The sequence below is a fragment of the Ruegeria arenilitoris genome, from assembly GCF_013035425.1.
GTDB classification, from domain to species: domain Bacteria; phylum Pseudomonadota; class Alphaproteobacteria; order Rhodobacterales; family Rhodobacteraceae; genus Ruegeria; species Ruegeria arenilitoris_A.
Map to the genome: position 1 here is coordinate 238188 of NZ_WQHX01000008.1, position 24537 is coordinate 262724.

20 protein-coding genes and 1 tRNA gene are annotated in these 24537 nt (G+C 51.5%); 11 read left to right on the forward strand and 10 right to left on the reverse strand.

All coding sequences use genetic code 11. From position 1 onward, the window contains the following. Positions 1-23 precede the first annotated feature (23 nt). Both GOV45_RS19920 and GOV45_RS19925 read right to left on the reverse strand, forming a co-directional pair. Entirely contained in the window at positions 24-803 is a 780-nt protein-coding gene (locus GOV45_RS19920; protein WP_170481202.1) for a hypothetical protein, read from the reverse strand. Further along, the gene (locus GOV45_RS19925) at positions 803-2083 is read right to left on the reverse strand and encodes a hypothetical protein (RefSeq protein WP_170481206.1); all 1281 of its coding nucleotides are present in this window, start codon (positions 2081-2083) and stop codon (positions 803-805) included. Before GOV45_RS19925 ends, GOV45_RS19920 begins: the two co-directional genes overlap by 1 nt. Positions 2084-2478: 395 nt before the next feature. On the opposite strand from GOV45_RS19925, the gene GOV45_RS19930 reads away from it, so the two are divergent. Then, positions 2479-3099, forward strand: a complete 621-nt coding sequence (locus GOV45_RS19930; protein WP_170481209.1) for a thermonuclease family protein — start codon at positions 2479-2481, stop codon at positions 3097-3099. A gap of 252 nt (positions 3100-3351) precedes the next feature. Here GOV45_RS19930 and GOV45_RS19935 read toward each other — a convergent pair whose 3' ends face one another. Beyond that, positions 3352-3837: a hypothetical protein gene (locus GOV45_RS19935; protein ID WP_170481212.1), complete on the reverse strand. Its 486-nt coding sequence runs from the start codon at positions 3835-3837 to the stop codon at positions 3352-3354. Between the two features lie 663 nt (positions 3838-4500). On the opposite strand from GOV45_RS19935, the gene GOV45_RS19940 reads away from it, so the two are divergent. From GOV45_RS19940 to GOV45_RS19950, 3 genes are all read left to right on the forward strand, one after another. After that, the gene (locus GOV45_RS19940; RefSeq protein ID WP_217362462.1) at positions 4501-5007 is read left to right on the forward strand and encodes a hypothetical protein; all 507 of its coding nucleotides are present in this window, start codon (positions 4501-4503) and stop codon (positions 5005-5007) included. Positions 5008-5224: 217 nt separating this feature from the next. Continuing rightward, on the forward strand, positions 5225-5809 hold the full coding sequence (locus GOV45_RS19945; RefSeq protein ID WP_170481214.1) for a cysteine hydrolase family protein: 585 nt from the start codon (positions 5225-5227) through the stop codon (positions 5807-5809). 522 nt (positions 5810-6331) lie between these two features. After that, entirely contained in the window at positions 6332-6826 is a 495-nt protein-coding gene (locus tag GOV45_RS19950; RefSeq protein WP_170481319.1) for a recombinase family protein, read from the forward strand. 163 nt (positions 6827-6989) lie between these two features. Here GOV45_RS19950 and GOV45_RS19955 read toward each other — a convergent pair whose 3' ends face one another. The 6 genes from GOV45_RS19955 to GOV45_RS19980 all read right to left on the reverse strand — a co-directional run bounded on the left by GOV45_RS19955 (position 6990) and on the right by GOV45_RS19980 (position 12950). Then, positions 6990-7343, reverse strand: coding sequence for a hypothetical protein (locus GOV45_RS19955; protein WP_254448054.1), 354 nt, complete (start codon positions 7341-7343; stop codon positions 6990-6992). Positions 7344-7366: 23 nt separating this feature from the next. Then, a complete protein-coding gene (locus GOV45_RS19960) occupies positions 7367-7843 on the reverse strand; it encodes a hypothetical protein (RefSeq protein WP_170481216.1) in 477 nt (158 codons plus the stop codon). Between the two features lie 346 nt (positions 7844-8189). Beyond that, positions 8190-9620, reverse strand: coding sequence for a S1C family serine protease (locus tag GOV45_RS19965; RefSeq protein ID WP_170481218.1), 1431 nt, complete (start codon positions 9618-9620; stop codon positions 8190-8192). A gap of 393 nt (positions 9621-10013) precedes the next feature. Next, positions 10014-11360, reverse strand: coding sequence for a hypothetical protein (locus GOV45_RS19970; RefSeq protein ID WP_170481220.1), 1347 nt, complete (start codon positions 11358-11360; stop codon positions 10014-10016). A 54-nt stretch (positions 11361-11414) separates the two neighbouring features. Continuing rightward, on the reverse strand, positions 11415-12779 hold the full coding sequence (locus tag GOV45_RS19975; RefSeq protein WP_170481222.1) for a site-specific integrase: 1365 nt from the start codon (positions 12777-12779) through the stop codon (positions 11415-11417). Between the two features lie 84 nt (positions 12780-12863). Beyond that, positions 12864-12950, reverse strand: a tRNA-Leu gene (locus GOV45_RS19980). 208 nt (positions 12951-13158) lie between these two features. Here GOV45_RS19980 and GOV45_RS19985 point away from each other — a divergent pair. Then, complete coding sequence (locus GOV45_RS19985; protein ID WP_170481224.1) at positions 13159-14142, forward strand: complex I NDUFA9 subunit family protein; 984 nt, start codon at positions 13159-13161, stop codon at positions 14140-14142. On the opposite strand, the gene GOV45_RS19990 is transcribed toward GOV45_RS19985, so the two are convergent. Continuing rightward, positions 14143-14946: an undecaprenyl-diphosphate phosphatase gene (locus GOV45_RS19990; protein WP_170481226.1), complete on the reverse strand. Its 804-nt coding sequence runs from the start codon at positions 14944-14946 to the stop codon at positions 14143-14145. Between the two features lie 228 nt (positions 14947-15174). On the opposite strand from GOV45_RS19990, the gene GOV45_RS19995 reads away from it, so the two are divergent. The 6 genes from GOV45_RS19995 (at position 15175) to queG (ending at position 24489) form a co-directional block, all read left to right on the forward strand. After that, positions 15175-16608: an NAD(P)-dependent oxidoreductase gene (locus GOV45_RS19995; protein WP_170481228.1), complete on the forward strand. Its 1434-nt coding sequence runs from the start codon at positions 15175-15177 to the stop codon at positions 16606-16608. Positions 16609-16636: 28 nt separating this feature from the next. Further along, a complete protein-coding gene (locus GOV45_RS20000) occupies positions 16637-17074 on the forward strand; it encodes a GFA family protein (RefSeq protein ID WP_170481230.1) in 438 nt (145 codons plus the stop codon). Then, the gene (gene gltB, locus GOV45_RS20005; protein ID WP_170481232.1) at positions 17071-21603 is read left to right on the forward strand and encodes a glutamate synthase large subunit; all 4533 of its coding nucleotides are present in this window, start codon (positions 17071-17073) and stop codon (positions 21601-21603) included. Before GOV45_RS20000 ends, gltB begins: the two co-directional genes overlap by 4 nt. A gap of 307 nt (positions 21604-21910) precedes the next feature. After that, positions 21911-22651 (forward strand): monofunctional biosynthetic peptidoglycan transglycosylase, encoded by a 741-nt coding sequence (gene mtgA / locus GOV45_RS20010; RefSeq protein WP_170481234.1) that lies wholly within the window; start codon positions 21911-21913, stop codon positions 22649-22651. Between the two features lie 58 nt (positions 22652-22709). After that, the gene (gene fzlA, locus GOV45_RS20015; protein WP_170481236.1) at positions 22710-23375 is read left to right on the forward strand and encodes an FtsZ-binding protein FzlA; all 666 of its coding nucleotides are present in this window, start codon (positions 22710-22712) and stop codon (positions 23373-23375) included. Positions 23376-23451: 76 nt separating this feature from the next. Continuing rightward, on the forward strand, positions 23452-24489 hold the full coding sequence (gene queG, locus GOV45_RS20020; RefSeq protein WP_170481238.1) for a tRNA epoxyqueuosine(34) reductase QueG: 1038 nt from the start codon (positions 23452-23454) through the stop codon (positions 24487-24489). Positions 24490-24537 lie beyond the last annotated feature (48 nt).

Genomic DNA, 24537 nt, shown 5'->3' on the forward strand with positions numbered 1-24537 from the left:
GACAAATTCCTCGGTGTTGCGTGTTAGTCGATTACTTGAGTTGCTATGCGTGTATCCAAGAGTTCTTCTTCGACGAGCGCATAGATTTCGTCAGGTGGAGTGTTCAGAGAGTACAGCATGAGCGACGGTTCCACGCCCATGTCGATGAGATGTTGCATCGTTTCGCCTTGTCCCATTTGGATACCTTCAACTGCGAAGACGACTGGTATCAGGCGAGGCTGATCGTAGTAGTGCTGATGCATACCAACAATGCTACGGAGCGAGACGATGCGCTCCTCCCCACCTGCTAGGATGTAAGGGCATGAGGACACGCACATCGCACCAGCCAGAACTGCAGAAGATAGCTCCGCTTCTCTGACCTTCTCACCGATGGACAACGCCTCTGACACCATTCCACCGGGGCTGTGAAGTGCCACGAGGTCCGGTTTCTCTCGCATGTCGGATAGGTACGAAGCAAATCGCGAGGAGTCGTCCACTTCTATTTGCCCAGTGAGAAGCAATACTCTCCCCAGCCCTTCCACTTCCACTACAGAGAAGTCCAATCTTTCTGGAAAAGCCTCTGGCATCGGTATTTCTAGTGGCCCGTCTTGTAGCAGAAGCGACGGATCAGAGCGATCGGTACGATATTCCCGACGTTGATCGCCGGGAGACACTGGTCCCGTAGGGAGTTCAACTCGCTCTTTGAACGGGTTTGGAATGACGCCAACAACATCGAACGCAATCAGAACACCTGCGATCACGAGCTGCAAAATCAGAACGTACCGTAGCCCAGAGCGTGGATCGAGACGATTAAAAATACCCATCAAGCTTGATCTTTTTGCGTCGTAGCGCGGTTAAGTATGGCGGCGTCCGCCACACCCATTGTTGCCTCGACGTCCTTCATGGCGTTCATAGCGGCTCTGAGGTCGGAGAGTGTCAGCGTATCCTCTATGCTCATACCGTCCTTGCCGCTGCGAATTGCAGCTTGGGTGATAGCCAGCACGAATACCAACACGGCGGGCAGCAAGTCGATTGCGATTGCTCCGGCCCACGAAGGTACGAAGTTGTGGGCGTATTTGATTACAGCATCAGCACTGGAAATCGGATTGTATGCAGTCTCGATTGGCGGCTCCATGTCCAATACCTCGTCAGCTGCGTTCTTGAGTGTCTTGCTTCGTTGGTCCAGAGCGTTCAAAACGGAATTGATAGTGGATGATTGCGCGTCGCGTACGTCGGAGCTTCGACCATCAAGCTCTGGAAGTACGACTGACGATGGCAAGTCTTCGGCAGCACGAGCAACAAGTGGTGCTACGCTGTATTGGTTGAGACGAGAGATGACGCCGGCCAGCTTTACGCTTTCCTCAGAAAACTGAACCGAGCGACGATCCACTGGACCGGGTGCAACGGTAAGCTCACGCATCTTTGCGAGGATTTCGTTGCCTTGTTGGAAAGCTTCCTCGATAGGTTCTTGCTGTGCAGCGATCTGTTCCTCCAGGTTACGCAATTCCTCAGCCTTTTGAGTAAGAACACGGAACACGGCACCTCGACCAGCTGTACCTGATAGATCACCAGACTGCTCGAGTTCAGCGAGTTCCTCAAAACTCTGTCGGGCGCGTTCCACCTCGCGACCCAACGCTTGACCGCTGAGAGCGATGTCGTGAGCTTGCTCAAGGGCTGCTTGGTAGTCACGCACAGTGTTTTCGAGGTGTTGTTCAACCGCTGCTGAGCCAGCGAGAGCTGCAGCATTGAGCCAGCTGGACATGGCAATAATGGCAACAGAGCCGACAATGGTTGAGATAGTTAGCCCGATAAAACCGCTCGCAGTGCGCATTGAAGGTAACAGCCGGAGCATGTAGCTCCAGAACACAAAGATGCCCACAGACACAGCTATCGAATAGGCCACGGCAGCGAAGAATGAGACTGCACCGTTGTCTTCAAGCAGCGAAGATACACCGAGATATGTGTAAATCCCTGACGCTATAGCGAGGACACCCAAGGCTGCGGGAGTGAAGGTGTCAAGCCAAGCGAGATGACCTTCGAGTTCTTTTGCAGTCCGAAGCCCTTTTGCTTCTTCGGCAGTCAGCCGGTCTTTGTTCTCTGTCATGGCAACACTTACTCCACACTCTTGACGCGATACAACGCCACATAATCATTCACTGAAATATTTCACGTGGGTTTGCACATCACGCCGCAGCGAAGAGATTGCTTGTGAGAACCTGCCATTCTCATTGGATTTTCCGCCAGTTTTCATTCTGAGCTCTAGGCGGTGTGGAAAACTACAACTAACTGAAATTTAAGCCCGTTCTTTTGGGCCTATCTGTACATGGAGTTGAACATTCTAATAGTCCTTTGAGTGACCTCTCTCTGAGAGGAGACTGGTTCGCAACCCTCCGGACAAAAAAATGACATGCTTTCAGGGCATCAACCTTGGCGTGTACTTGAGTCAGCCTTGATCTGGTGAAGCAAATTTGAACGACCTAACGTTGGGAGACCTGTTTCGTGGAGACTTTTGTTGTTTTAGGATTGGTATTGGCAGGTGCGGTGTATTTGGCATTCCGCAGTAACAGGTACAAAGACACGACAACGCCCCCGAGCGAGTCACAGTCGGACAAAAATCCTAGATTAACTACTGGGCAGCGACAACGCACGTCGCCGCAGCGGCGTTTTGATCCAAGCCATACGGTACCACGGCCAAGCGTCTCGATATTGACGGGTTCCGCTTACGTAGTGGATGGCGACACGCTGGTCATAAAGAAAACACAGGTCAGGTTGTTTGGTGTCGATGCGCCCGAGATGAACCACCCTTACGGGAAGAAAGCAAAATGGGCGCTCGTTTCTCTCTGCAAGGGACAAAAAATTAGGGCTGAAGTAACCGATCAAGACACCCACGGTCGTACAGTTGCAAAGTGCTACTTGGAGGACGGCCGTGATCTATCTGCTGAAATGGTCAAACTTGGCTTAGCGATAGACTGGCCAAAATTCTCAGGTGGAAAATATCGATCAATGGAAAAGCCCGATGCTCGAAAGAAGCTCTGGCTAGCCAACGCAAGGCAGAATGGACATATGGGGCTGTGGAAGAAATATGAAGAGAAAGAAGCCGCTCGGAAGATGAACGGTTAACACTATTGGCAGCTGTCCCTCAGATTAAATGTTACGAGAGCGATCATAGATCGACGAAGCTGCCTTCTGGCCTTGGTAGTCGCTCGTATTTACTTGCATCTTTCAATGCAGTTCCGAGAGTGTCCATATTGTGTTGCCCACGACGCTTTGAAAGCATTGCGGCTCCTTTCGACCTCGCTTGATTGAGAGCATTAATCAGTTACTGATTGAATTCAACACGCTGGGCCACGAGGCTTCTTGAGAAATGAAATCCTAGCTACTGCTAAGAAGCGACAGCAGTCGAAAATCAGGTTGCGATTGGCTGACTTCCACTAGGAATGGTTTTGTTTTTGAAAGCTTCCCTTCTGCAATCAACCTTTTCTTTCGTGTCTTGTACGCCCTTTTCACAACAGTTGCGTTCCAAGAGGGAAAGTCTGCTGGTTCTTTAATCTCGAGAACCTCTAAAATGTCGTTGCCATCTGATCCAGGAACGAACAGCGCCTTGTAAAGCCAAAGGTTGTTGCTTCGGAGGGCATCATCCCACTGTTTGATTTCAGGAAGCTGGTTCTCCAATTCTTGCCCATACAATTTTGTGCTTTTTACTTTTTGCCGTAATTCGTACTGGAAGCGACCAATAACAAAGCCACGCGCGAGCACGTATATTTTGATGTCATTCTTCTTCATATGAATTTCTTGCAACGCTTTCCGTGCCAATGCCTTTCGTGTTTCGTTGTTAAGATTTTTTTCGAACATACCCATGAAACTTCCTTACATTGTGGGTTGAGGATAGGAGCGGTTGCTCCGGTTTGCTGCAAGTCCAACCTTTGGTCCTGCAGATAAGTCGCACCAAAGATCAGGCTTTGATGCGGATTTTTCGTTCTTGGAAATTTGGTTCGAAGAACACGAACCACTTTGGTCACGCCTAATGGCGTCCCCCAGTTTGGAAATAGCTAACTCTTGAAGTTGCTTCGCTTCTGTAATGGTACAGTTGGATGGGCCGAAAGCGCCGTGAGTTACGCACTCCGTAAGGGTCCGTTTGGAGACCTCTGTCGAAGATGAGCCTTCTGGCACTCCAATGAAGCTGTTTTCCTCAGCATCAGAGAAGATGTCTACAGAACCGCCACAGTGATGCTCAGAGACTCGCTGAGAGGTCTAGCGAGTACTTATAGGGGTTGCCCAACTCAACCCCAAATGCCTCTCCTGTGGATTTTTGAATGCCCACTGGACTGATCTATCGAAGCGGTTTCCTCAGAGGCAAATACTGCATCCAATAAGACGTCAAAGAGGCCGATAGTGTTTCCACTGCGACCCATAGTTTCGAAATTTTGGAAGAATGCTCCGAGCACTGTATCATCGACTGATAATTTGCCCCCAGGTAAAGGACCTATAAACGCGTCTCTTCACTTTCTAGGAAAGCGGAACTTGGTTCGCAGTGCAGCGGATGACTGCCATGAGCCCGAAGCAGCCAGTGTAGGAAGGCTATTTTGGCATTTGGGGAATTCAGTTATGATCAGCCACCGTTGCGAGAAGGAGGAACTTCACATGGATAACCTCGATACGCATTCCGATCCGGCCACCTGGGACCCTGCCTATGATGCGGTAGCTGCCGCACCGAAACATCACAAAGTGATTTTCGAGAACGACAAGCTGCGGGTGTTGGAGGTCACACTGGAGCCGCAGGACGAAGAGCCATTACATCACCATAGGTGGCCGTCAGTCTTCGTTCTGGACGCAGTACATCCCGATATCCACGACTATGATCCCGACGGAAACCGCCAACCGCCACACAGGGACATCATGCAAGCAGTTCAAGCCTGGGACGGTACCGGTAGTCTCGTGGTCAACATGTCGCCACAACCGCTGGGCCGCGTGCTGAACACCGGCGAGAAGACCGTGCATGGCATTCGGATTGAGATGAAGAATTACTGATTTGCGAGCGCCGGCATTGCGATTGCCGCGTACGGTTAGTGTGCCTGAGTTCAAGGACGCCGACCTTTCTGTGATCAATGTTTACCTGCCCATTGATTAGAGCAGGCGCCGAATTGGGCTACCGTGGATGCAGGCATCATCGGTCAGGCGGAGTCACCATCTTTTGGATAGGAAATCTATTACTTGGCCAAGAAGTTGGAATCTTGGGAGTGAATTAATGTCATCAGCATTTCTCGTGCTTCACTATCAGAATAGCGTGGCGCATCCGAACGGTATTTGGGGTAGTGAGCTGTTTTCACAAATCTCCAAAGATGAAACATACACGAACGCAAAGCACGCGCTTGAAACGGCTCGTAGAGCAGGTCTGCTTGTAGTCTACGTGAACGTCGCGTTTCGCCCAAATGCGCCTGAGGTGCCGCAAGACCTGTTTGGAATTGTCGCTCACGCGCGAAGCTCCGACCAATGCTTGGCAGGATCGTGGGGGACCCAGCCGATAGAAGAACTTGCGCCGCTGGAGGGCGAAGTTCAACTCGATAATTTTAACTCCGATGCCTTCCAGGGCACTGCCCTTGATCAGATTCTAAGGGCACAAGGCGTAACCAAAATCTACCTCATTGGCCAGGTCATTGAACATATGGTCGGGACGTCGATGAAGCGGGCGGCGAACTCGGGGTACAAAGCCGTGCTATTAGCTGATTGCGTTGGCGGGTACTCCGACGTAACCCGCGAGGCCATGCTGGATATTCTTCAGGGATACGGGCGGATTTCGACGTCTACGGAATTTGCAACGGAGATGAAATAGTAACCTCTGAAGCGGGAACCGGAAAACGCACTTCAAGCGGCGGCATTGTCCGCAGAGTGGTCTTTCATATCCGGCCTGAGAATGACTGCTTTCTTCATTCTAAGAGGTAATGACCTTACATCCGACAGGGGCTGTCAATGGACGTCCGTCAGAGTTTCTATCTCTTGAAGGTACAGTTGGAGGCACCTTGCCTTGGATCAATCCAAGGGAACTGCGACCCTGAGCTGCAATATCATCGGGACTCAGTTGCCTATGAACTTGAAATACTCAGCTTCAGTCCAATTCACGGAGGGACCGATTCTCAGAAGCAATAATAAGAATAATAATCCCCCTCTTTTTTGAAGTCGGTTTCCAAAACCCCCCACCCCTTAGTTTCCAGCTAAAAGTTCTGCCAATAGACCTTGCCTCAGTGACAGCTTCTCAGGGCGGCGGATTTGTCTGTCTATGGAGTCGGATTTCACTTTTGGCAGACACTCTGCCTCGACTCCTAAGAACCTAATGGCAGACAAGGAGATTACCGCCATGTTGATTGGATACGCCAGAACATCGACTTTGGAACAGAATGCCGGCTTAGAGGCTCAAAGAGAGTCACTGAGGGTCATGGGTTGTGAGCGGCTTTACGAGGAGCAGACCAGCTCAGTGGCTGTCAGGGAGTCGCTCAAGGCCGCTATGGACTATGCCCGTGAAGGGGACACTTTGGTCGTAACAAAATTAGATCGCTTGGCCCGATCAGTGCGGCATCTAGGTGAGATCGTTGAGGGGCTGGAAGCTAAGCGTGTTGGCCTTCGCGTCCTTGATCTTGGACTTGATACCTCGAACGCTACAGGAAAGCTGATGCTCAACGTGCTTGGGTCGGTGGCCCAATTCGAGCGGGAGATTATGCTGGAACGACAGCGTGAAGGCATCGTCAAAGCCAAGTCGATGGGTAAGTACAAAGGTCGAAAGCCAACAGCAAAGTTGAAAGCACCACAAATCCGGGAGTTAGCAGCACAAGGGGCAACTACCCACACTTCCTGACATTTCCAACTTAACTGAAAAGGCTTTTCCTAAAGCAATTCAGGCACCCACCTGACGGGTAGTCAGATGGGCGCAATAATGTTTGCATTGATGGTTGGCTAGGCTTCTTGCCTGATACGGGTTCGGCAGTAGGAGCACATTTTTCAAAACGGCGAGATCAACATCATTCACACCAAAAACTGGGTTCTTTGAAACCGACCACCGTGAAGCTGTTCTGCGCGTTGGGTTTTGCAAACAGTGTATACAGACACTCCGAGTAAGTCGTACCTCCACCGTAAGTCGTTGCCGTAGCGTAGTTTCCATACCCCTGAATATTTGTCGTCGTGGGGGCGGTATATGATGTAGTAAAACTCCATTGAAAAGCAGTGCGCCCGTCAGGCAGCTTTACGACATTGCTGGGCGGCCCGTAATCTAGCACGACATCCGTAATGTCTCGCCCAACATAACTTTTCATAATCTCAGATGCACAACCTGCAAGCGCTAGAATTGTTACCGCAATAGCAGTCAATTTTATCATCCCACGTTCCAGTCCATTTCTTGTCATTCTAGGCAGGTGTTTGGGGCACCCTGAGCAACGACTTCTTGCCAATTCGGACCGAGAGTGGCCCGAGCATCAATCGCGTTTGCTGCCTCAGGGTCATTTGCTTTGAACATTACTGCAACAAGTGCGGCGTCTCGTGATCCCCCATAGATAGGTGTCGCTGTTGTGTACCCAGAATAGCTTCCAGTGTTACCATATGTGTTTATTGTGCCAGTCGTGTTGTAATTGGCTCCAACAACTCGAACGTTATTTTGTGCATCCATTGCGGCGATGTAATACTTGTCGTAACCCAATCTGATGGTTTCGACCGCCGCCATGCGAGCTACTAGTTTCTTTGCGCCTGACGAACCACAAGCTGGGGCAGCACTTACATCAATACGGACTACGTTTTGAGCAAGTTGTGTGGTCGTGGATGAGGCGCAAGCGCCAAGAAGTGTGAGCAACGACAACACGCCGATGCAACTGGCAATTTTCATTATCTTTCTCCCGAGATTTCTTCTGCTTGGTTAGGCAACCAGTTCGTCTGCAGCAACTCCTGCAAGCACGACAACAAGCGCTTTCAGCATTTGATACATGTTTCGCCGATCGACGTAGCTTAACGCATAATCGAGCTGGTGGGCATTGCTTTGACTTCGATCAAAAAACACTGAGAGAATGCGTATTTAGGGCAGTTAGGCGAGGGCAAAGAGAAACTCGGTAGGATACAGCCGTTTCTAAGGCGCTTCGTGAGATGCAATAGGATCTATACAGCGAGTAATATCGTGCTACGACTGTCCGTACTGCCAGCTAAGCCTTTGTGTGAGTAGCCGCCCGAGCGTTTCGTCATTCGCACTCAATAAATGTTGTGAAACTTGTTGCCGTCTCAGCGATTTCTTCGGGCTCCAACCGCTGATCATCCAAACTCAATCTAGGTTCAATTCCATTTTGGGCGAGGAATAGTCTTGCGATCTCCCCCCGAATGGCAAAGTTGACGTTCTGCGGAACGTCCCCCAATGCGTCAGCCACTTTGAGTTCATTCAACTTTGCCACCACCACGCCAACGACCTCACCGTCAGAAGCAAGCAGAGGACCGCCTGAGTTACCACTTTGGATTGGACTTGTAATCTGCATCGTAGCTGAATCTCCTCCTAAGCCCTTAAGTGACGAGACCGACCCTCTTGTAATATTGAGGCCGCCGAGCATTCCAGCATACGGGTATCCAGCCGCAGTAACATCTGAATTGAGTTTTGCTGAACTTGCTGAAAACACGGCAACCCCTTTGTTATGAACTGCGTCTGACCTTAGCAGCGCCAGATCAAATTCCTCAGAAACGGCAACGACTTGAGCGCTTTGCCCGTCCACGGAAATTGCTTTGCATCCCTCGATGACGTGCGCATTTGTCAGAACGTGCCCGGCTTCCGAAACGACGAATCCGCTTCCTGAACTTCCTGAGACACTTTCTTCGTTGGAAGGTGGAGTGTTGGCTGAACTTGTTCGGTCGTCTTCTGCCTGTTCGATTGCATCAATTGTTCGTTTTACCACGTAATCAAGTTTGCCACCGGTCGTGAAGGACAACGGCTGTACTCGATTGGGCGAGATACTAGACGCAACCGTGCCCAATACGGCCGCATCTCGTTCATTTGATGACAGCATCACAGTTGACCAGGACCCGTTAACGAAGTCAGAACGCGTGTAGAGTATTGAACCATCTCGTTCTGTGGCCGACGAGACAGCCAAGTTCGACTTACGCACAGAATAGGGTTGCGACGCACTGTCGTGAGTTCTCATTGTGAAGTCGTGTAGGTTCTGTGTGATGTCCTGACTGTGAATGCCCATCGAAATTGCAAGGCTACTTCTTGTATGGCGATAATTCACAAAGTATTCGGAGTCGGCCTCACGAACGATCGTCTTTTCGGGCCACAAGAGCGACAAACCCAAGCCGGAAAAGTAATTGAACTCCCACCCATTGTCAGACAGACGCTCAAATAACGACCAAGCAAGCATTGCCATGTGCCAGTCTTCAGGTGCAGTACCAAACTCGCTTTGAGAGTACCTGCGCAATGCCCGGTCGCTAATCCGCCCCCATGCCCCGTCTAACAAGCCTTGATACTTTCCTTCAAAGGCTAATGCGGTCTGAAGAAAGCGCTTGTCTTGGTATGTCAGGTCGCTGGCATCAAAGTCCCGGAAAAGAACTTCAAAGTCTTGAGAGTACGCTTTGTTCGGTGCTTCCAGCCAGAAAAACAACAATAAAAACAGACAGAAGAGTTTATTCAAGCCAGACTTCTGCAACTTAGGAACCCGTACTAGTTTTAGTTTTTGTTGGCCTTAAAGTCTTACAGAGAAACTTCTTTGACCACCCCTCGTAGCAAGAATTGCGTACATCGCAATTAGATATGGCTCAAATCCAACAGTGAGCTGCATCGCTGTGGACCAATTTGAAACGCGCCAGTAAGAACAGCGTTTCTCCCCACTTGAATGCGACCATCAGTGGGTGGAGTTGTAGATTGATCTACCCAAATCAACGGTGAACTTAAGTGATCATCCCTTACGCCTCATGGTAATGCGTATCGATCTCTTAATGTGTTTTGGAGACTATTGGGCCAACTTTTTAGAAGTAGAATAATCACTACTGCTACTGGGTACACCTAAAGTAAGACCCAGGCATTCTTAAGCTACCAAATATGCAAACTCCACGCCCGGGATATCAACGTGAGGTCTAAACCCAAGGCGCTCCTCGTAGGCATCTCTGAGACAATTGGCGGCGTACGCAGCGTCGCGCACTCGGACGATCAAGCTGTCGTGGACAGGAAGCGAGGGTACTTCACTCTCATTGTGTAGCCTCATCATCGTAGCAAAGAAGCATTCAGCCTCTTCGAACTGAAGGTTGGCCCAGTCCAGCTCGCCCTTCCTCAACTTCAACAAGACAGGGTGCTTCTTTGAGATCGCCTCGGTGATGTCCTTCAGCTTATGCCGTTTTTCTGGTGCCCAGCCATACTCGGACTTGAAGTTTTCCTTGAATCCCTTGGGCCATTGGGATGGTAGTTTGCCGCTGCCGATAGCTGTCACGATTACCTTTTTGATGATGTCTCTATGGATGCCCTCAATGGAATAGGGATCAGTCGTCCGGTCAGGAGATTCTCCCGATATCGAGTACAGGATGGAAAGATGGCTGGCGCGTACATCAATCTCTGTCGTTTCTTCTCCATCAATTCTGATACGTGCTCGCTCCTCTTTGGGCATCTCCATCCAGTTGTCATCTGAGGCACCGTAGAACCTGCCGCCAAGATTGAAGTCGAAGCCTCGGCGGTCACCACAATTGAATACGCGTCGGACCATAGGGGTATCAGATAGATTGTACTCGTGTCCGGACATGAGTTGGTTGAGGCGTCTTACCCGATCACATTGTACTCTGTATCCTTCGCCCTTCTGCTTAATCAGCTTGCCGCGTTCCGCATTGAATTGATCGGCCCCTTTGGAGGCCCGAACCTGTACGACATTTGCATGGCGATGACTGACTTCGAAGTGGTCTTTAACCGCTTTTGGCTCGACGCCATGATTGGATGCCAAATCTAGAAAGGAGGAAGTCGCTCTGAAGCGACGCGCCCTGCGATAGAATGGAACTCTTGCTCCTTCGAAATCATCACGAGCATCGATGTAGCCAGTCCTTTCCATCAAACTGAGTTCGGTCCAAAACGTGGTCAACTTCTCGAAGTTATCACTGCTGACAAGTGTTGAAGCCAGTTCCTCTCGATCAGCTGATCGATACATGAAGCCATGGGACTCCTCATTTGCGCTGTGTCGAAGGAGGTCAGCGGCCAAAGCGCCAACGGCCTGACTGAAAGAGAGATGGTCAGTTCGCCTTCGAGCACGCTTTCTAGGATGACTAGTTGCCTCATGAGCCAATGTTAGAGTCTGAATAGCGTCTATCCATGCCTTCGCAGCGTCCGAACGAGGGGAGCGATCGAATGTAGCCATTTTAGCGTTGTTTAGTATGTCGCGGTCGTAGTTAGCCATTCGCTCGGTGGCTCCATATTGTAGTTGAAGTTCGTGTGGATGAGGCGAACAGTGTCAGGTCACATCGGGAACATCGAAGTTAATCCTGAGAAGCGCATCTCTCAGTTCGTCAAGGCCAACACCACTGCCATACTGGGAAGAAGAAGACTTCTCACTGGAGTGCCCGAGGAGAGCTAGTTCGACCCTCTCACCAACCTTGGCTGCTCTCAGTGCATCCTTCATGTTGTGGCGTAGGCTGTAGACAACGTGCTTCGGATTGTCTGTGAACTTCCTCAGTCGCCTTCGAGTGGCTTGGCTGAAATTATCGTGGCTGCTGCTATCTGCATAGCTAGGAAAAAGAGCGCGTGAGGTAGGTGTGTTTGCTTTCAAACGACGCGCTACATGAAGCGCCCTACCGACCAGAGGGACTTTCCTGATACGAGATCGCTCTTTTACGGACCTCAAACCATGTGGCTTGATTTCGAAGTACGGTATTGGCTCATCTAAGAACAAATCATCCATAGTTAGACCCAATATCTCGGCGTTTTGTGCCCCTGAATGATGAATCAGGGTCCAGATATCCTGCAGTGTCCGGTTGTTTTCCAACTCTCGATACATGTCTTGGATCACGGTAGCTGGTAAGGGATGCCTCAAATCTACTGATGCATCATCCGGTTTGGGATACTTTAGCTTGTTGAAGGGGTTGTTGATATTGAGATCATGCTCCTCAATAGCCAACGAGAAAACCGCCTTAACGTCGTTGATGTTCCGTTTCGCAGAAGATGAAGACATTTTCTTAAGAAGGTTGTCTCTGAGCGCTCTGGCATGTGCACGAGTGACGTGTTTCAGAGCAATGTCTTGCTTAGTTACGCTGAGAAGATTGCGTTCGGCACGAACGATTCTCTGAACTTGTTTCTTCCGCTTGAACGCGTCCGGTTCTTGCTTCTCGTCCAGATAGAAGGCGAATGCTTGCTTTATGGTAAGCTCTGCATCGATGTTTTGAACCCCATACAGTAGGGCGGTAACCATCGCAGAGTCTTGAACAGACAGGTCTTCTGGCTCTGGATTTCCAGTCTCTGGGTTTGTTGGGTACTCGGAGAGAATGGCCTCCGCTCGTTCTGAGCGAGAAAGCTCTTCGTTGTCCGAACGCCCCTTAGAATACGGGTCGATACCAGCTTCAAGAAATTGGGCCTCGATAGCTGATTTGACCGCCCAAGTTTCGGCAGCCGAAGAGGTTGAACTCGTTGATTTAAATAGAAGTCCGACATGATCATGAACCGAAGGATAGTTCCGCATTGCCTCGGCTTCAGATTGACCCAAAACCTTAACAACTTCGGTCTTTCCGAGGGCTGCTTGAAGCCTGTCTGGGACCCTTCGGCGATACTTGTACGTACCGTTCTTTTCGATTCTGAGGTGTTTTACCACGAGTGTTCTTGTCATTGGCTTTGTGGACCTGATTGTGGACCTCACAAGGCCATCAATCCGGAAAAGCCAATTTATTTCAATAAGTTAGGCCTGTTAGATTGGTGCCCAGGAGAGGACTCGAACCTCCACGTCCATACAGACACTAGCACCTGAAGCTAGCGCGTCTACCAATTCCGCCACCTGGGCAGGTGTCGTGCAGGCGCGTTTAAGCCGACAGGCCTAAACCGTCAACTGGATTCGCGAAGAATCTTGAAAGTTTTTTGACCGCAACGGGCACACACAGTTTTCCAACGTATTTCGGCGATCAAATTGAACTAGGGTAGCGTTATTGCGACTTGTTTGCTGAGCGTGCGGATTGTAGATCAATCAATACTAAGACAGCAGGAGCGCCAACATGTCTAAAATGGTCACTATTTACGGTGGATCAGGCTTTGTCGGCCGATACATAGCCCGTCGCATGGCCGTTGAAGGCTGGCGCGTAAGGGTCGCCGTCAGGCGACCGAATGAGGCGATGTTCGTCAAAACCTACGGGGTAGTCGGTCAGGTTGAGCCAATTCTATGCAATATTCGCGATGATGCTTCGGTTGCCGCCGCGATGCAGGGCGCTGAAGCCGTGGTGAATTGTGTTGGAGTTTTGAACGAGCTAGGCAAAAATGAATTCGATTCTGTGCAGGCCCAAGGCGCCGAGCGAATTGCCCGGCTGGCTACAGAGAACGCGGTGCCTCGCATGGTGCATATATCCGCTATCGGCGCTGATGCCGACGCGAACAGTGAATATTCTCGTACAAAGGCGCAAGGCGAAGCCGGTGTTCTTGAACACTTTCCAGACGCAGTGATACTGCGTCCGTCGGTTATTTTTGGAAACGAAGATCAGTTTTTTAATCGATTTGCAGCGATGGCCAGAATGGGGCCTTTTCTTCCACTTGTCGGCGCCGAAACACGTTTTCAACCGGTTTATGTCGATGACGTGGCCTGGGCTGCTGTAAAAGGTGTTTTGGGCGAGGCCGACGCAGGTGTTTATGAATTAGGCGGACCTGAAGTTAAAACTTTTCGCGCGCTGATGCAGCAGATGTTGGATGTTATTCACCGTCGGAGAGTCGTCGTTGGAATGCCGTTCTGGGCAGCACGGATAATGGCCGGAGTGCTGGACATTGTTAAGTTCGTAAGCTTTCAATTATTTCCCAACAACATTCTTACGCGCGATCAGGTTAGGAACCTGCGTCGTGACAACATCATTTCGAATAACGCAAAGGGTTTTGACGATCTGGGTATCGAGCCGGCAGCGTTAGACTCTATTCTGCCTGAGTATCTTTGGAAGTATCGCCCCTCGGGTCAGTATGACGACATCCAGAATTCGGCAAAAAATATGCGGACTTAGTCACCAATATGCGATGCCCAAAAGGATGATCCCAAGAACTACCCGATAGATCACGTAGGGCGTAAAGCTGACACTGCGCAGAAGTCGCATCATCAGGCTTAGCGCAAGCAGCGCGGCAATGAACGCAAACGCTGCGGCGATCGCCCCATCGCGTGCTAGCTGAGCATCTGCATTACGCACAACGTCTACCGACAGCAGCGCGCCTGATGCCAAAATCGTAGGGATTGACATTAGCATGGCCAAGCGGGCGGCATCTTCGCGGCGATAGCCCAATTGCCGTGCGCCAGTGATTGTTATTCCGGATCGGGAAGTGCCTGGAATCAAAGCAATAACTTGCCACAACCCCATGATAACCGCGTCCCTGAAGCTCCAGCCCGATGCCTGTTTTGTTTGCGGTCCTTTCTGATCCATCCAGTACAGCAGCAATCCGAATCCCAGCATCGCCCAGCCGATCACGGCAACCGAACGAAGAGACTGACCTAGGCCGTTAAAGAATAGGATTGCCCCCACAAGGACGGTCGGTATCGTTGCAAGGATCAAGCACATTGCAAGTTTGGCCTGCGGGGTTTCGATTCGACCTGCAAGGGCGGCAGGCAGGCCAATAAGGGCCTGTTTCACGTCGGTCCAAAAATACAATACTACGGCACCCAGTGTGCCAACATGGACCGCGACATCAATCGCAAGCCCCTGATCGTTGAGCCCGGTCAAGCCTGGTAGCAAGATCAAGTGACCAGAAGAAGAAATGGGCAAAAACTCAGTTATTCCCTGAATGATCGCAACAAGAATCAATTGAAAAAGACTCATTACCTGTCGTACCGCCTTCACGTGCTCTTTGTTTTCAATGGGTATAAGCGTGTTGCCCGAAAGGAAAGAATGCAAATAGGTCCGATTCGGAACTAAATTTGTGACATTTTTTACTGAATCCACAATGGAGCGACTGTTTTTTTTCAAATAGGTAACTAATACTGACTTTTCAACAGCCTCGCCTTCCCTTAAAGAGGCTGGACCAAACCATTTCATGGAGTCTGACCCGTGGCCAAGCAACCGATGCTGAAATTTGTGCAGATCGATCGTGCGATGCCTGAAAAGCGAGCCGCCGATGACCGCAAAGAAGACTTTGACGAAATCTATTCTGAATTCGCGGCTGAGAAAGCCGCCGAGCAGGCGAGCCGTTGTAGCCAGTGCGGAGTGCCATACTGCCAGTCACATTGCCCTCTGCATAATAATATTCCCGATTGGCTACGATTGACCGCGATGGGCCGCTTGGAAGAGGCGTATCAAACCAGCCAGGCGACTAATACTTTCCCCGAGATTTGCGGCCGAATTTGTCCACAAGATCGCTTGTGCGAGGGTAACTGCGTGATTGAACAGTCGGGCCACGGAACAGTTACAATCGGCACGATAGAAAAATATATCACTGACACCGCTTGGGACAAAGGGTGGGTTCAGCCGGTCGCGCCCAACGCGGAACGCAGCGAAAGCGTCGGAATAATTGGGGGTGGACCCGGAGGTTTGGCCGCTGCTGACATGTTGCGCCGGGCGGGTATTCAGGTCACAGTCTATGATCGCTACGACCGGGCCGGAGGTCTGTTGATGTATGGCATCCCAGGCTTCAAGCTTGAAAAAGACATCGTACAACGTCGTAACGATCTGTTGGCAGACGGGGGAGTTGAATTCGAACTCAACTGCGATGTTGATGCTGCGAAATTCGCGGATATTCGAGCCAAGCATGACGCGATTGTAATAGCGACGGGTGTCTATAAGTCACGGGACTTGAATATGCCTGGAAGCGGATTGCCCGGAATTGAAAGGGCAATAGATTTCCTGACTGCTTCAAACAGAAAGAGCTTTGGCGACACTGTTGAGGAATTCGACAATGGTCGCCTGAACGCCGAAGGCAAAAAGGTCGTTGTGATCGGAGGGGGCGACACTGCAATGGACTGTGTGCGCACTTCAATCCGTCAGGGTGCGACATCTGTGAAATGCCTTTATCGCCGGGACCGTGCCAATATGCCAGGCTCGCAGCGTGAAACGCAGAACGCTGAGGAGGAGGGCGTTGTCTTTGAATGGCTCAGCGCGCCCAAAGGCTTTACCGGAGACGAAAAAGTTTCGGGAGTGATGGTGCAGAAAATGCGTTTGGGTCAGCCGGATGCGTCCGGCCGGCAAGCTCCTGAGGTAATTGAAGGAGCGGACTACGTTGAAGACGCTGATCTGGTGATAAAAGCATTGGGTTTCGAGCCCGAAGATCTTCCTGCACTGTTTGGTCAGCCAGACCTCCCAGTCACGCGTTGGGGAACGATCAAGGCCGCGTTCCAAACCGGCGAGACCGAGATGGAGGGCGTCTATGCCATCGGTGACATCGTCCGTGGTGCGTCTCTGGTCGTTTGGGCTATACGTGACGGGCGCGATTGCGCAGAAGCGATCATCGACCGTTTAAACGTAAAGGCTTCGATAGCAGCCGAGTAACTTTAAGCCAGCGACAGGAGCTTTCGTAATGCCAGAATTGCAAGGCCAATGTATGTGCGGTGCAGTTACACTTACCGCGACCCCGGCAAAGGATGCGCTGGGCGCGTGCCATTGCGACCAGTGCCGCCGTTGGACAAGCTCTATGCTAATAACTTTTCCGGCTGAGCAGGGATACGCCGCGTTGGGTCCGGTCAAGGTACACAAATCATCAGATTGGGCCGAACGCGCATTTTGTTCGGAATGCGGATCGGCACTGTGGTACCGGATTACTCTTTCCGGTGAGATGCATGGACACACGCAAATGGCCGCCGGTTTGTTCGAAAATGCTATCGGCAGCCCACTGAAACTTGAACTTTATATCGACAAAAAACCTGAGGGTTACGCGTTCGAAGGCGAACGCCGACAAATGACTACTGCTGAGGTGGAGGCAATGTACGCCCAGCCGGAAGAAGGAGACAGCCAATGACCAAATACGACGCGAATTGGGTGCAAGCCGAAACAAATAAACGAGCTTGGATGGCCGAAAACAGTCTCTATTCTACAGAGGAAGAGCATTCCTCGTGCGGAGTCGGACTTGTTGTCTCGATCGACGGAAAGAAAAGCCGAAAGGTTGTTGACGCGGGCATCGACGCGCTAAAGGCTATTTGGCACCGCGGGGCCGTTGATGCGGATGGTAAAACTGGTGACGGTGCAGGCATCCATGTTCAGATTCCGGCTCCATTCTTTTACGACCAAATTCGTCGAACAGGGCACGAACCCAAGTTGGACGAGTTAATTGCTGTAGGTCAGGTATTTCTTCCGCGGACTGACTTTGGCGCTCAGGAACAATGCCGGACTATTGTAGAAACCGAAGTCCTAAGAATGGGGTATTACATTTACGGCTGGCGTCACGTCCCAGTCGATGTGACCTGTTTGGGAGAAAAGGCTAACGCAACAAGACCCGAAATTGAACAGATTCTGATCTCGAATTCCAAGGGCGTAGACGAAGACACTTTTGAACGCGAGCTGTACGTGATCCGTCGCCGAATTGAAAAGGCGGCAATGGCGTCAGGGATCTCCGATCTGTATCTGGCCTCGCTCAGCTGCAGGTCAATAATTTACAAGGGCATGATGCTTGCCGAACAGGTTGCTGTTTTTTACCCCGACCTGATGGATGAGCGGTTCGAAAGCGCATTTGCAATCTATCACCAGCGCTACTCGACCAACACATTCCCGCAATGGTGGTTGGCGCAGCCGTTCCGTATGTTGGCTCATAACGGCGAAATCAATACGCTGAAAGGCAACATCAACTGGATGAAAAGCCACGAGATCCGCATGGCAAGTGGCACATTTGGCGACTACGCAGAAGACATTAAGCCAATCATCGCTGGCGGGTCGTCAGATTCAGCCGCATTAGACTCTGTATTCGAAGTATTGGTGCGGGCCGGACGATCTGCCCCAATGGCAAAGACAATGCTGGTACCGGAAAGCTGGTCCAAGCAAGCGGTCGAACTTCCTCAAGCGTGGCGCGATATGTACTCCTACTGCAACTCAGTGATGGAGCCTTGGGATGGTCCCGCCGCATTGGCCATGACCGACGGCCGCTGGGTTTGTGCAGGGCTTGACCGAAATGGCCTGCGTCCGATGCGTTATGTCGTGACAGGGGACGGCCTTGTGATAGCCGGTTCCGAAGCTGGCATGGTTCCCATTGATGAAGCCAGCGTGGCTGAAAAAGGCGCACTGGGTCCCGGCCAAATGTTGGCTGTCGACATGAAAAAGGGAAAGCTGTTCCGAGATAAACAGATCAAGGACAAGCTGGCTGCAGCTCTGCCGTTTGGTGAGTGGGTCGGAAAGATCAATGATCTGGACGACACTTTGGCGGGTGTAACAGAAACACCTAAGTTTTCTGGCGCAGAACTGCGGAAGCGACAGATTGCAGCCGGATATTCCGTCGAAGAACTGGAACAGATACTCGCGCCCATGGCCGAGGACGGTAAAGAAGCGTTAGCGTCGATGGGCGATGACACTCCGTCTGCCGTCCTTTCGAAACAGTATCGCCCGCTTAGCCATTTCTTCCGCCAAAACTTTAGCCAAGTGACTAACCCACCGATTGACAGTTTGCGTGAATACCGGGTCATGTCGCTGAAAACCCGGTTCGGCAACCTTAAGAATGTGCTGGACGAAGACAGCAGCCAAACCGAGATCATCGTATTGGAAAGCCCTTTTGTCGGGAATGCGCAATGGGACAAGTTAGTCGAGAATTTTAACGCTCCTCAGGCCGAGATTGATTGCAGCTTTGAACCGGGCTCAGGTGCACTAAGCGCCGCTTTGGCCCGAGTTAGAGCCGAAGCGGAAGAGGCCGTACGCTCGGGTGCCGGGCATCTGGTGTTGTCTGACATGCAGTCGGGCGAAGGTCGGGTTGCGATGCCTATGATCCTGGCGACAAGCGCGGTGCACTCGCATCTTACTCGACAAGGTTTGCGGACGTTTTGTTCGTTGAACGTCCGTTCTGCGGAATGTGTCGATCCACATTACTTCGCGGTTTTGATTGGCTGCGGCGCGACCGTAGTAAACGCCTATCTGGCTGAAGACTCGCTCGCCGACCGAATTGAGCGTGGTCTGCTGGATGGCACCTTGACCGAAAACGTTGCTCGGTATCGCGAGGCGATTGACCAAGGTCTGCTGAAGATCATGGCAAAGATGGGGATATCAGTGATCTCATCTTATCGTGGCGGTCTGAACTTCGAGGCTGTCGGGCTAAGTCGGGCAATGGTCGCAGAATATTTCCCGGGCATGACCAGTCGCATCTCGGGCATAGGTGTTACCGGAATTCAGGCAAAGGCAGAGGAAATTCACGCCAAAGGATGGGAAGACGGCCTGGACGTATTGCCCATTGGTGGGTTCTACAAGGCCCGTCAGTCGGGTGAGACGCACGCTTGGGAAGCGACTTCGATGCATATGATGCAAATGGCCTGCAACAAAGCGTCGTATGAGCTTTGGAAGCAATACTCAGCGAAAATGCAGTCCAACCCACCGATCCACCTACGTGATCTGATGGACTTCAAACCTTTGGGTAAACCAGTGCCGATTGAAGAGGTCGAATCGATTACCTCGATCCGCAAACGGTTTGTGACCCCTGGCATGTCGCTGGGCGCGCTAAGCCCAGAGGCACACAAGACGCTGAACGTGGCAATGAACCGGATCGGCGCAAAGTCCGACTCGGGTGAGGGAGGAGAAGACCCGGCGCATTTCATTCCGGAGCCGAATGGCGACAACCCTTCGGCCAAAATTAAACAAGTCGCGTCAGGCCGGTTCGGCGTGACGGCCGAATACCTTAACCAGTGCGAAGAGCTAGAGATCAAGGTTGCTCAGGGTGCGAAGCCCGGTGAGGGTGGTCAGCTGCCTGGTATGAAGGTCACGGATTTGATCGCGCGTCTGCGGCATTCGACCAAGGGCGTGACTTTGATCTCGCCCCCGCCGCATCATGATATTTATTCGATCGAAGATCTGGCCCAGCTGATCTATGACCTGAAACAAATTAACCCTCGCTGCAAAGTAACCGTGAAACTGGTGGCGTCTTCTGGTGTAGGCACGATTGCCGCCGGCGTGGCCAAGGCGAAGGCGGACGTAATTCTGATATCGGGTCACAATGGCGGCACTGGCGCATCTCCTGCGACCTCGATCAAGTATGCAGGTCTACCGTGGGAGATGGGCCTGACCGAGGCTCATCAGGTTCTGGCGATGAACAACCTGCGGGACCGCGTAACATTGCGCACTGACGGTGGGTTGCGAACGGGTCGCGATATTGTCATGGCTGCGATGATGGGAGCTGAGGAGTACGGCATTGGAACCGCCGCTCTTATCGCTATGGGATGCATCATGGTGCGGCAGTGCCAGTCGAATACCTGCCCGGTTGGTGTCTGTACGCAGGACGAAAGCTTGCGCGCCAAGTTTACCGGTAATGCGGACAAGGTTGTGAACCTGATCACTTTTTATGCTCAGGAAGTTCGCGAATTGCTTGCCAGCCTTGGTGCGCGTTCTGTTGATGAAATTATTGGCCGAGCAGATTTACTGGCGCAGGTCAGCCGGGGATCGGCGCATCTTGATGATCTGGACCTCAATCCATTGCTCATCACGGTCGATGGAGCGCACGACATCGTCTATAATCGTGACAAAGACAGGAATGCTGTGCCGGATACGCTGGACGCCGAAATCGTACGAGACGCCGCAAGGTTTCTTAAGGATGGCGAAAAAATGCAGCTTTCCTATGCTGTCCAAAATACACACCGGACCGTAGGTACACGTGTATCCAGCCACATAGTGCAAAATTTCGGGATGCGGAACACGTTCCAATCGGACCACCTGCACGTGAAACTGCAAGGTTCCGCGGGCCAGTCACTTGGGGCATTCGCAGCACCGGGACTGAAGCTGGACGTGTCGGGCGACGCTAACGATTATGTCGGTAAGGGCCTTTCAGGTGGTACTATTGTTGTGCGTCCTCCGCAGGTCAGTCCGCTCAAGGCAGATGAAAATACCATTATCGGCAACACTGTTTTGTATGGTGCCACAGATGGTTACCTATTTGCGGCAGGACGTGCTGGTGAACGATTTGCTGTCCGAAATTCCGGTGCAAATGTGGTGATCGAAGGCTGCGGTTCGAACGGATGTGAGTACATGACCGGCGGAGTTGCCGTGATTCTAGGTGACATCGGAGCAAATTTTGGCGCGGGTATGACAGGTGGTATGGCCTATCTGTATGACCCTGAAGTCAAGGCGCAGTTATTGATGAACACGGAAACGCTTGTGGTTTGTCCTGTAACGGTTGATCATTGGGAAACACAACTGAAGTCCCTCATCGAACGACATGCTGACGAAACCAAGAGCCGAAAGGCAAGCGATATTCTGCAGCATTGGGAAGTTGAAAAAGGTAATTTTCTGCAGGTTTGCCCTAAGGAAATGTTGAATAAGCTGAGCTATCCATTATCGGCTGAAGCCACAGCGGTGCCCGCAGAATAATCGGCATTGCCTACGAAATATTCGAGCCTCCACATGTTGTTCACGCGACGCGGAGGTTCGATTTCCCAGACATGTACAACCATCTTGCAGTGCTTAATGTACTAGGCCTGACTTAAGTTATGGGCGAAATTGGGTCCTCATCGCGGCCCACCGACTTATAGGCGGCAAGACGCAGACTGAAATTTAGAACTTTTCCGGGAACTACAGACGTTGGTGGGCAAATGCTATAGACATTTCGCTGCGCGAGGCTTGCAATACGGTGAATTAGGCCTTTCCTCACGTCCCCGCGGCGGCGTATAGCAGGGGCATGGCAAAGAAAGCAGTCCGCAAATCTCGCGGTCGAAAGAAACAGGTATCTCAGTCAAAAAAACGAGCCTCGTTTCTGGGGTTGATCAGGCGCTGGGTTGTGCGCATCGCGCTGGGATTTGCAGTACTATTTCTAGTGCTTGTGCTACTCTACTCTGTTGTTAATCCACCCATTACGCATACGATTTGGTCGGAATGGCGTCGGTTGGGTCAAGTCGAACGGGATTGGGTTTCTTTCGATGAAATCGCGCCTGTAATGGCGCGTTCAGCTGTTGCGGCTGAGGATGCAAATTTCTGCCTACACTGGGGGTTTGACGTCGAGGCGATACGCGATGCTTTGGAAGATGGAGGGTCAAGGGGGGCTTCTACCATCTCTCAACAAGTGGTGAAGAATGTCTTTCTTTGGCAGGGACGTAGTTGGGTTCGAAAGGCTTTGGAGACTACGATGACTCCGGTGGTTGAAATAATCTGGACCAAGCAACGTATTCTTGAGGTGTATTTGAATGTTGCCGAAACCGGACAAGGCGTTTTCGGGGTCGAAGCAGCCGCTCAGAGATACTATGGCGTAAGCGCCGCCAAGTTGACACCAGTTCAGGCGGCGAGGTTGGCAGCAATCCTGCCCTCACCACGTAACAGGTCGGTTACAGACCCCTCGACGCGGACACGCCGACGCGCAGCATCAATTTTGGATGGTGCGGCCACCATCCGCGCAGATGGTCGCGCGGATTGCTTCGAGGATTGAAACTTCTGTCCATCAAAGGCTAAAGCTGAAGCAGGTTATCTGGTTTGATTGGAAGTCCATGGCGCGTTTGTTTCATGTCCCCTTGTCCCCATTTTGCCGAAAAGTCCGGCTTTCATTGGCAGAAAAGAAGATCGAAGTCGAATTGGTAGAAGAAAGGTACTGGGAGCAGGATTCTGATTTCTTGCGCCGGAACCCGGCGGGTAAAGTGCCTGTGTTGCGACTTGATGGGAATGTCATGGCAGAGAGTAGTGCGATCTGTGAGTATATTGAAGAAACGCGTCCAGATCCCCCACTGATGCCCAAAACGCCGGAAGCCAGATACGAAGTACGGCGACTGATTGGTTGGTTCGATGACAAGTTTCACAACGAAGTCACTTCGAAGCTGTTGTATGAGCGGGTAAACAAAAAGGTGACTGGCCAAGGTTACCCGGACAGCAAGAATGTCAAAGAAGGAGCCCGCGCAATCAAATACCATTTGGACTACATGTCATGGCTATTGGATCATCGCCGGTGGCTGGCCGGAGATCAGATGACTTTGGCGGATTTTGCTGCAGCCTCGCATTTGTCCGCTTTGGACTATATTTCAGACGTTGATTGGAACCGAAGCCGTGCAGTTAAGGATTGGTACGCGAAAATCAAATCCCGACCGGCGTTCCGATCAATTCTGGCCGATCAAGTGCCAGGGTTCCGTCCTCCGGCCCATTACGCTGATCTGGATTTCTGATAGGATTGGTTAAAAGGGTCGGTCCGCCATCGTTAGCCCGCGGATTTAGTTCACCCCCAATGGGTTTTTGCGACCAATGAAGAGCGGATTGGAGTTGAAAGAACGGCTGGTGGCCCAAGCCCTGTCGGAGGGGTTTGTCTCGTGCCGCTTATGTCGGCCATGGGATGTCCCTCATGTTCCAACACAGCTGCAGACGTATCTGGAAAAAGGGTATCATGGGCAGATGACATGGATGGCGGAGCGTGTTCACTGGCGTGGCGATCCTGCCAAGTTATGGCCCGAGGCCAGGTCCGTAGTTATGTTGGCTGAAAGTTATGCACCCGAGCATGATCCGACCGAGGTGCTAAACCATCCGGATCTCGGCGCGATATCAGTATACGCCCAGAACAAAGACTACCATGATGTGGTCAAAAAACGACTGAAGCGATTGGCGCGGTGGCTGATTTCAGAAGCAGGGGGCGAAGTGAAGGTGTTTGTAGACACCGCTCCGGTGCCAGAAAAGGCGTTGGGCCATGCTTCGGGGTTGGGATGGCAAGGGAAGCACACGAACTTGGTCAGTCGAGAATGGGGAAATTGGGCCTTTTTAGGCTCTGTTTTTACTACATTGGACATACCAGTGGACGTTGCCGAGATTGACCACTGCGGATCGTGCCGCGCTTGTTTAAACGCCTGTCCAACGAATGCATTTCCAGCCCCTTATCAGTTAGATGCCCGACGTTGCATCTCATATCTGACGATCGAACATAAAGGGCCGGTGGATGCTGAACTCCGTCCCTTGATGGGCAACCGGATTTACGGATGCGACGATTGTTTGGCGGCATGTCCATGGAATAAGTTTGCGGTCTTGGCCAGCGACATGCGTTATGCAGCGCGAGATGATCTTGCGGCACCAAGTTTGGCGAAACTCGCCAAGCTGGATGACGCTGAATTTCGCAATAAATTCTCGGGTTCTCCAATCAAACGCATCGGTCGGAATAGGTTTGTTCGCAATGTATTGTACGCGATTGGCAATTCAGGTTTGACTGAATTGCGAGTGACAGCGCAAGCATTGTGTGACGATCAGGATCCTGTTGTGGCAGATGCCGCGCGCTGGGCTGTAAGTCAGCTGTCATAAACGCCGCAAACAGGCTGGACGCGGCGTATTTAACCGCTACACCCGACG

Excerpts from the sequence above, each read along its gene's own strand:
- GOV45_RS19920 (WP_170481202.1), bottom strand. The coding sequence starts at position 803 with ATGGGTATTTTTAATCGTCTCGATCCACGCTCTGGGCTACGGTACGTT.
- GOV45_RS19925 (WP_170481206.1), bottom strand. The coding sequence starts at position 2,083 with ATGACAGAGAACAAAGACCGGCTGACTGCCGAAGAAGCAAAAGGGCTT.
- GOV45_RS19935 (WP_170481212.1), bottom strand. The coding sequence starts at position 3,837 with ATGGGTATGTTCGAAAAAAATCTTAACAACGAAACACGAAAGGCATTG.
- GOV45_RS19945 (WP_170481214.1), top strand. The coding sequence starts at position 5,225 with ATGTCATCAGCATTTCTCGTGCTTCACTATCAGAATAGCGTGGCGCAT.
- GOV45_RS19950 (WP_170481319.1), top strand. The coding sequence starts at position 6,332 with ATGTTGATTGGATACGCCAGAACATCGACTTTGGAACAGAATGCCGGC.
- GOV45_RS19955 (WP_254448054.1), bottom strand. The coding sequence starts at position 7,343 with ATGATAAAATTGACTGCTATTGCGGTAACAATTCTAGCGCTTGCAGGT.
- GOV45_RS19960 (WP_170481216.1), bottom strand. The coding sequence starts at position 7,843 with ATGAAAATTGCCAGTTGCATCGGCGTGTTGTCGTTGCTCACACTTCTT.
- GOV45_RS19970 (WP_170481220.1), bottom strand. The coding sequence starts at position 11,360 with ATGGCTAACTACGACCGCGACATACTAAACAACGCTAAAATGGCTACA.
- GOV45_RS19975 (WP_170481222.1), bottom strand. The coding sequence starts at position 12,779 with ATGACAAGAACACTCGTGGTAAAACACCTCAGAATCGAAAAGAACGGT.
- GOV45_RS19985 (WP_170481224.1), top strand. The coding sequence starts at position 13,159 with ATGTCTAAAATGGTCACTATTTACGGTGGATCAGGCTTTGTCGGCCGA.
- GOV45_RS19990 (WP_170481226.1), bottom strand. The coding sequence starts at position 14,946 with ATGAGTCTTTTTCAATTGATTCTTGTTGCGATCATTCAGGGAATAACT.
- GOV45_RS20000 (WP_170481230.1), top strand. The coding sequence starts at position 16,637 with ATGCCAGAATTGCAAGGCCAATGTATGTGCGGTGCAGTTACACTTACC.
- gltB (WP_170481232.1), top strand. The coding sequence starts at position 17,071 with ATGACCAAATACGACGCGAATTGGGTGCAAGCCGAAACAAATAAACGA.
- mtgA (WP_170481234.1), top strand. The coding sequence starts at position 21,911 with ATGGCAAAGAAAGCAGTCCGCAAATCTCGCGGTCGAAAGAAACAGGTA.
- fzlA (WP_170481236.1), top strand. The coding sequence starts at position 22,710 with ATGGCGCGTTTGTTTCATGTCCCCTTGTCCCCATTTTGCCGAAAAGTC.
- queG (WP_170481238.1), top strand. The coding sequence starts at position 23,452 with ATGAAGAGCGGATTGGAGTTGAAAGAACGGCTGGTGGCCCAAGCCCTG.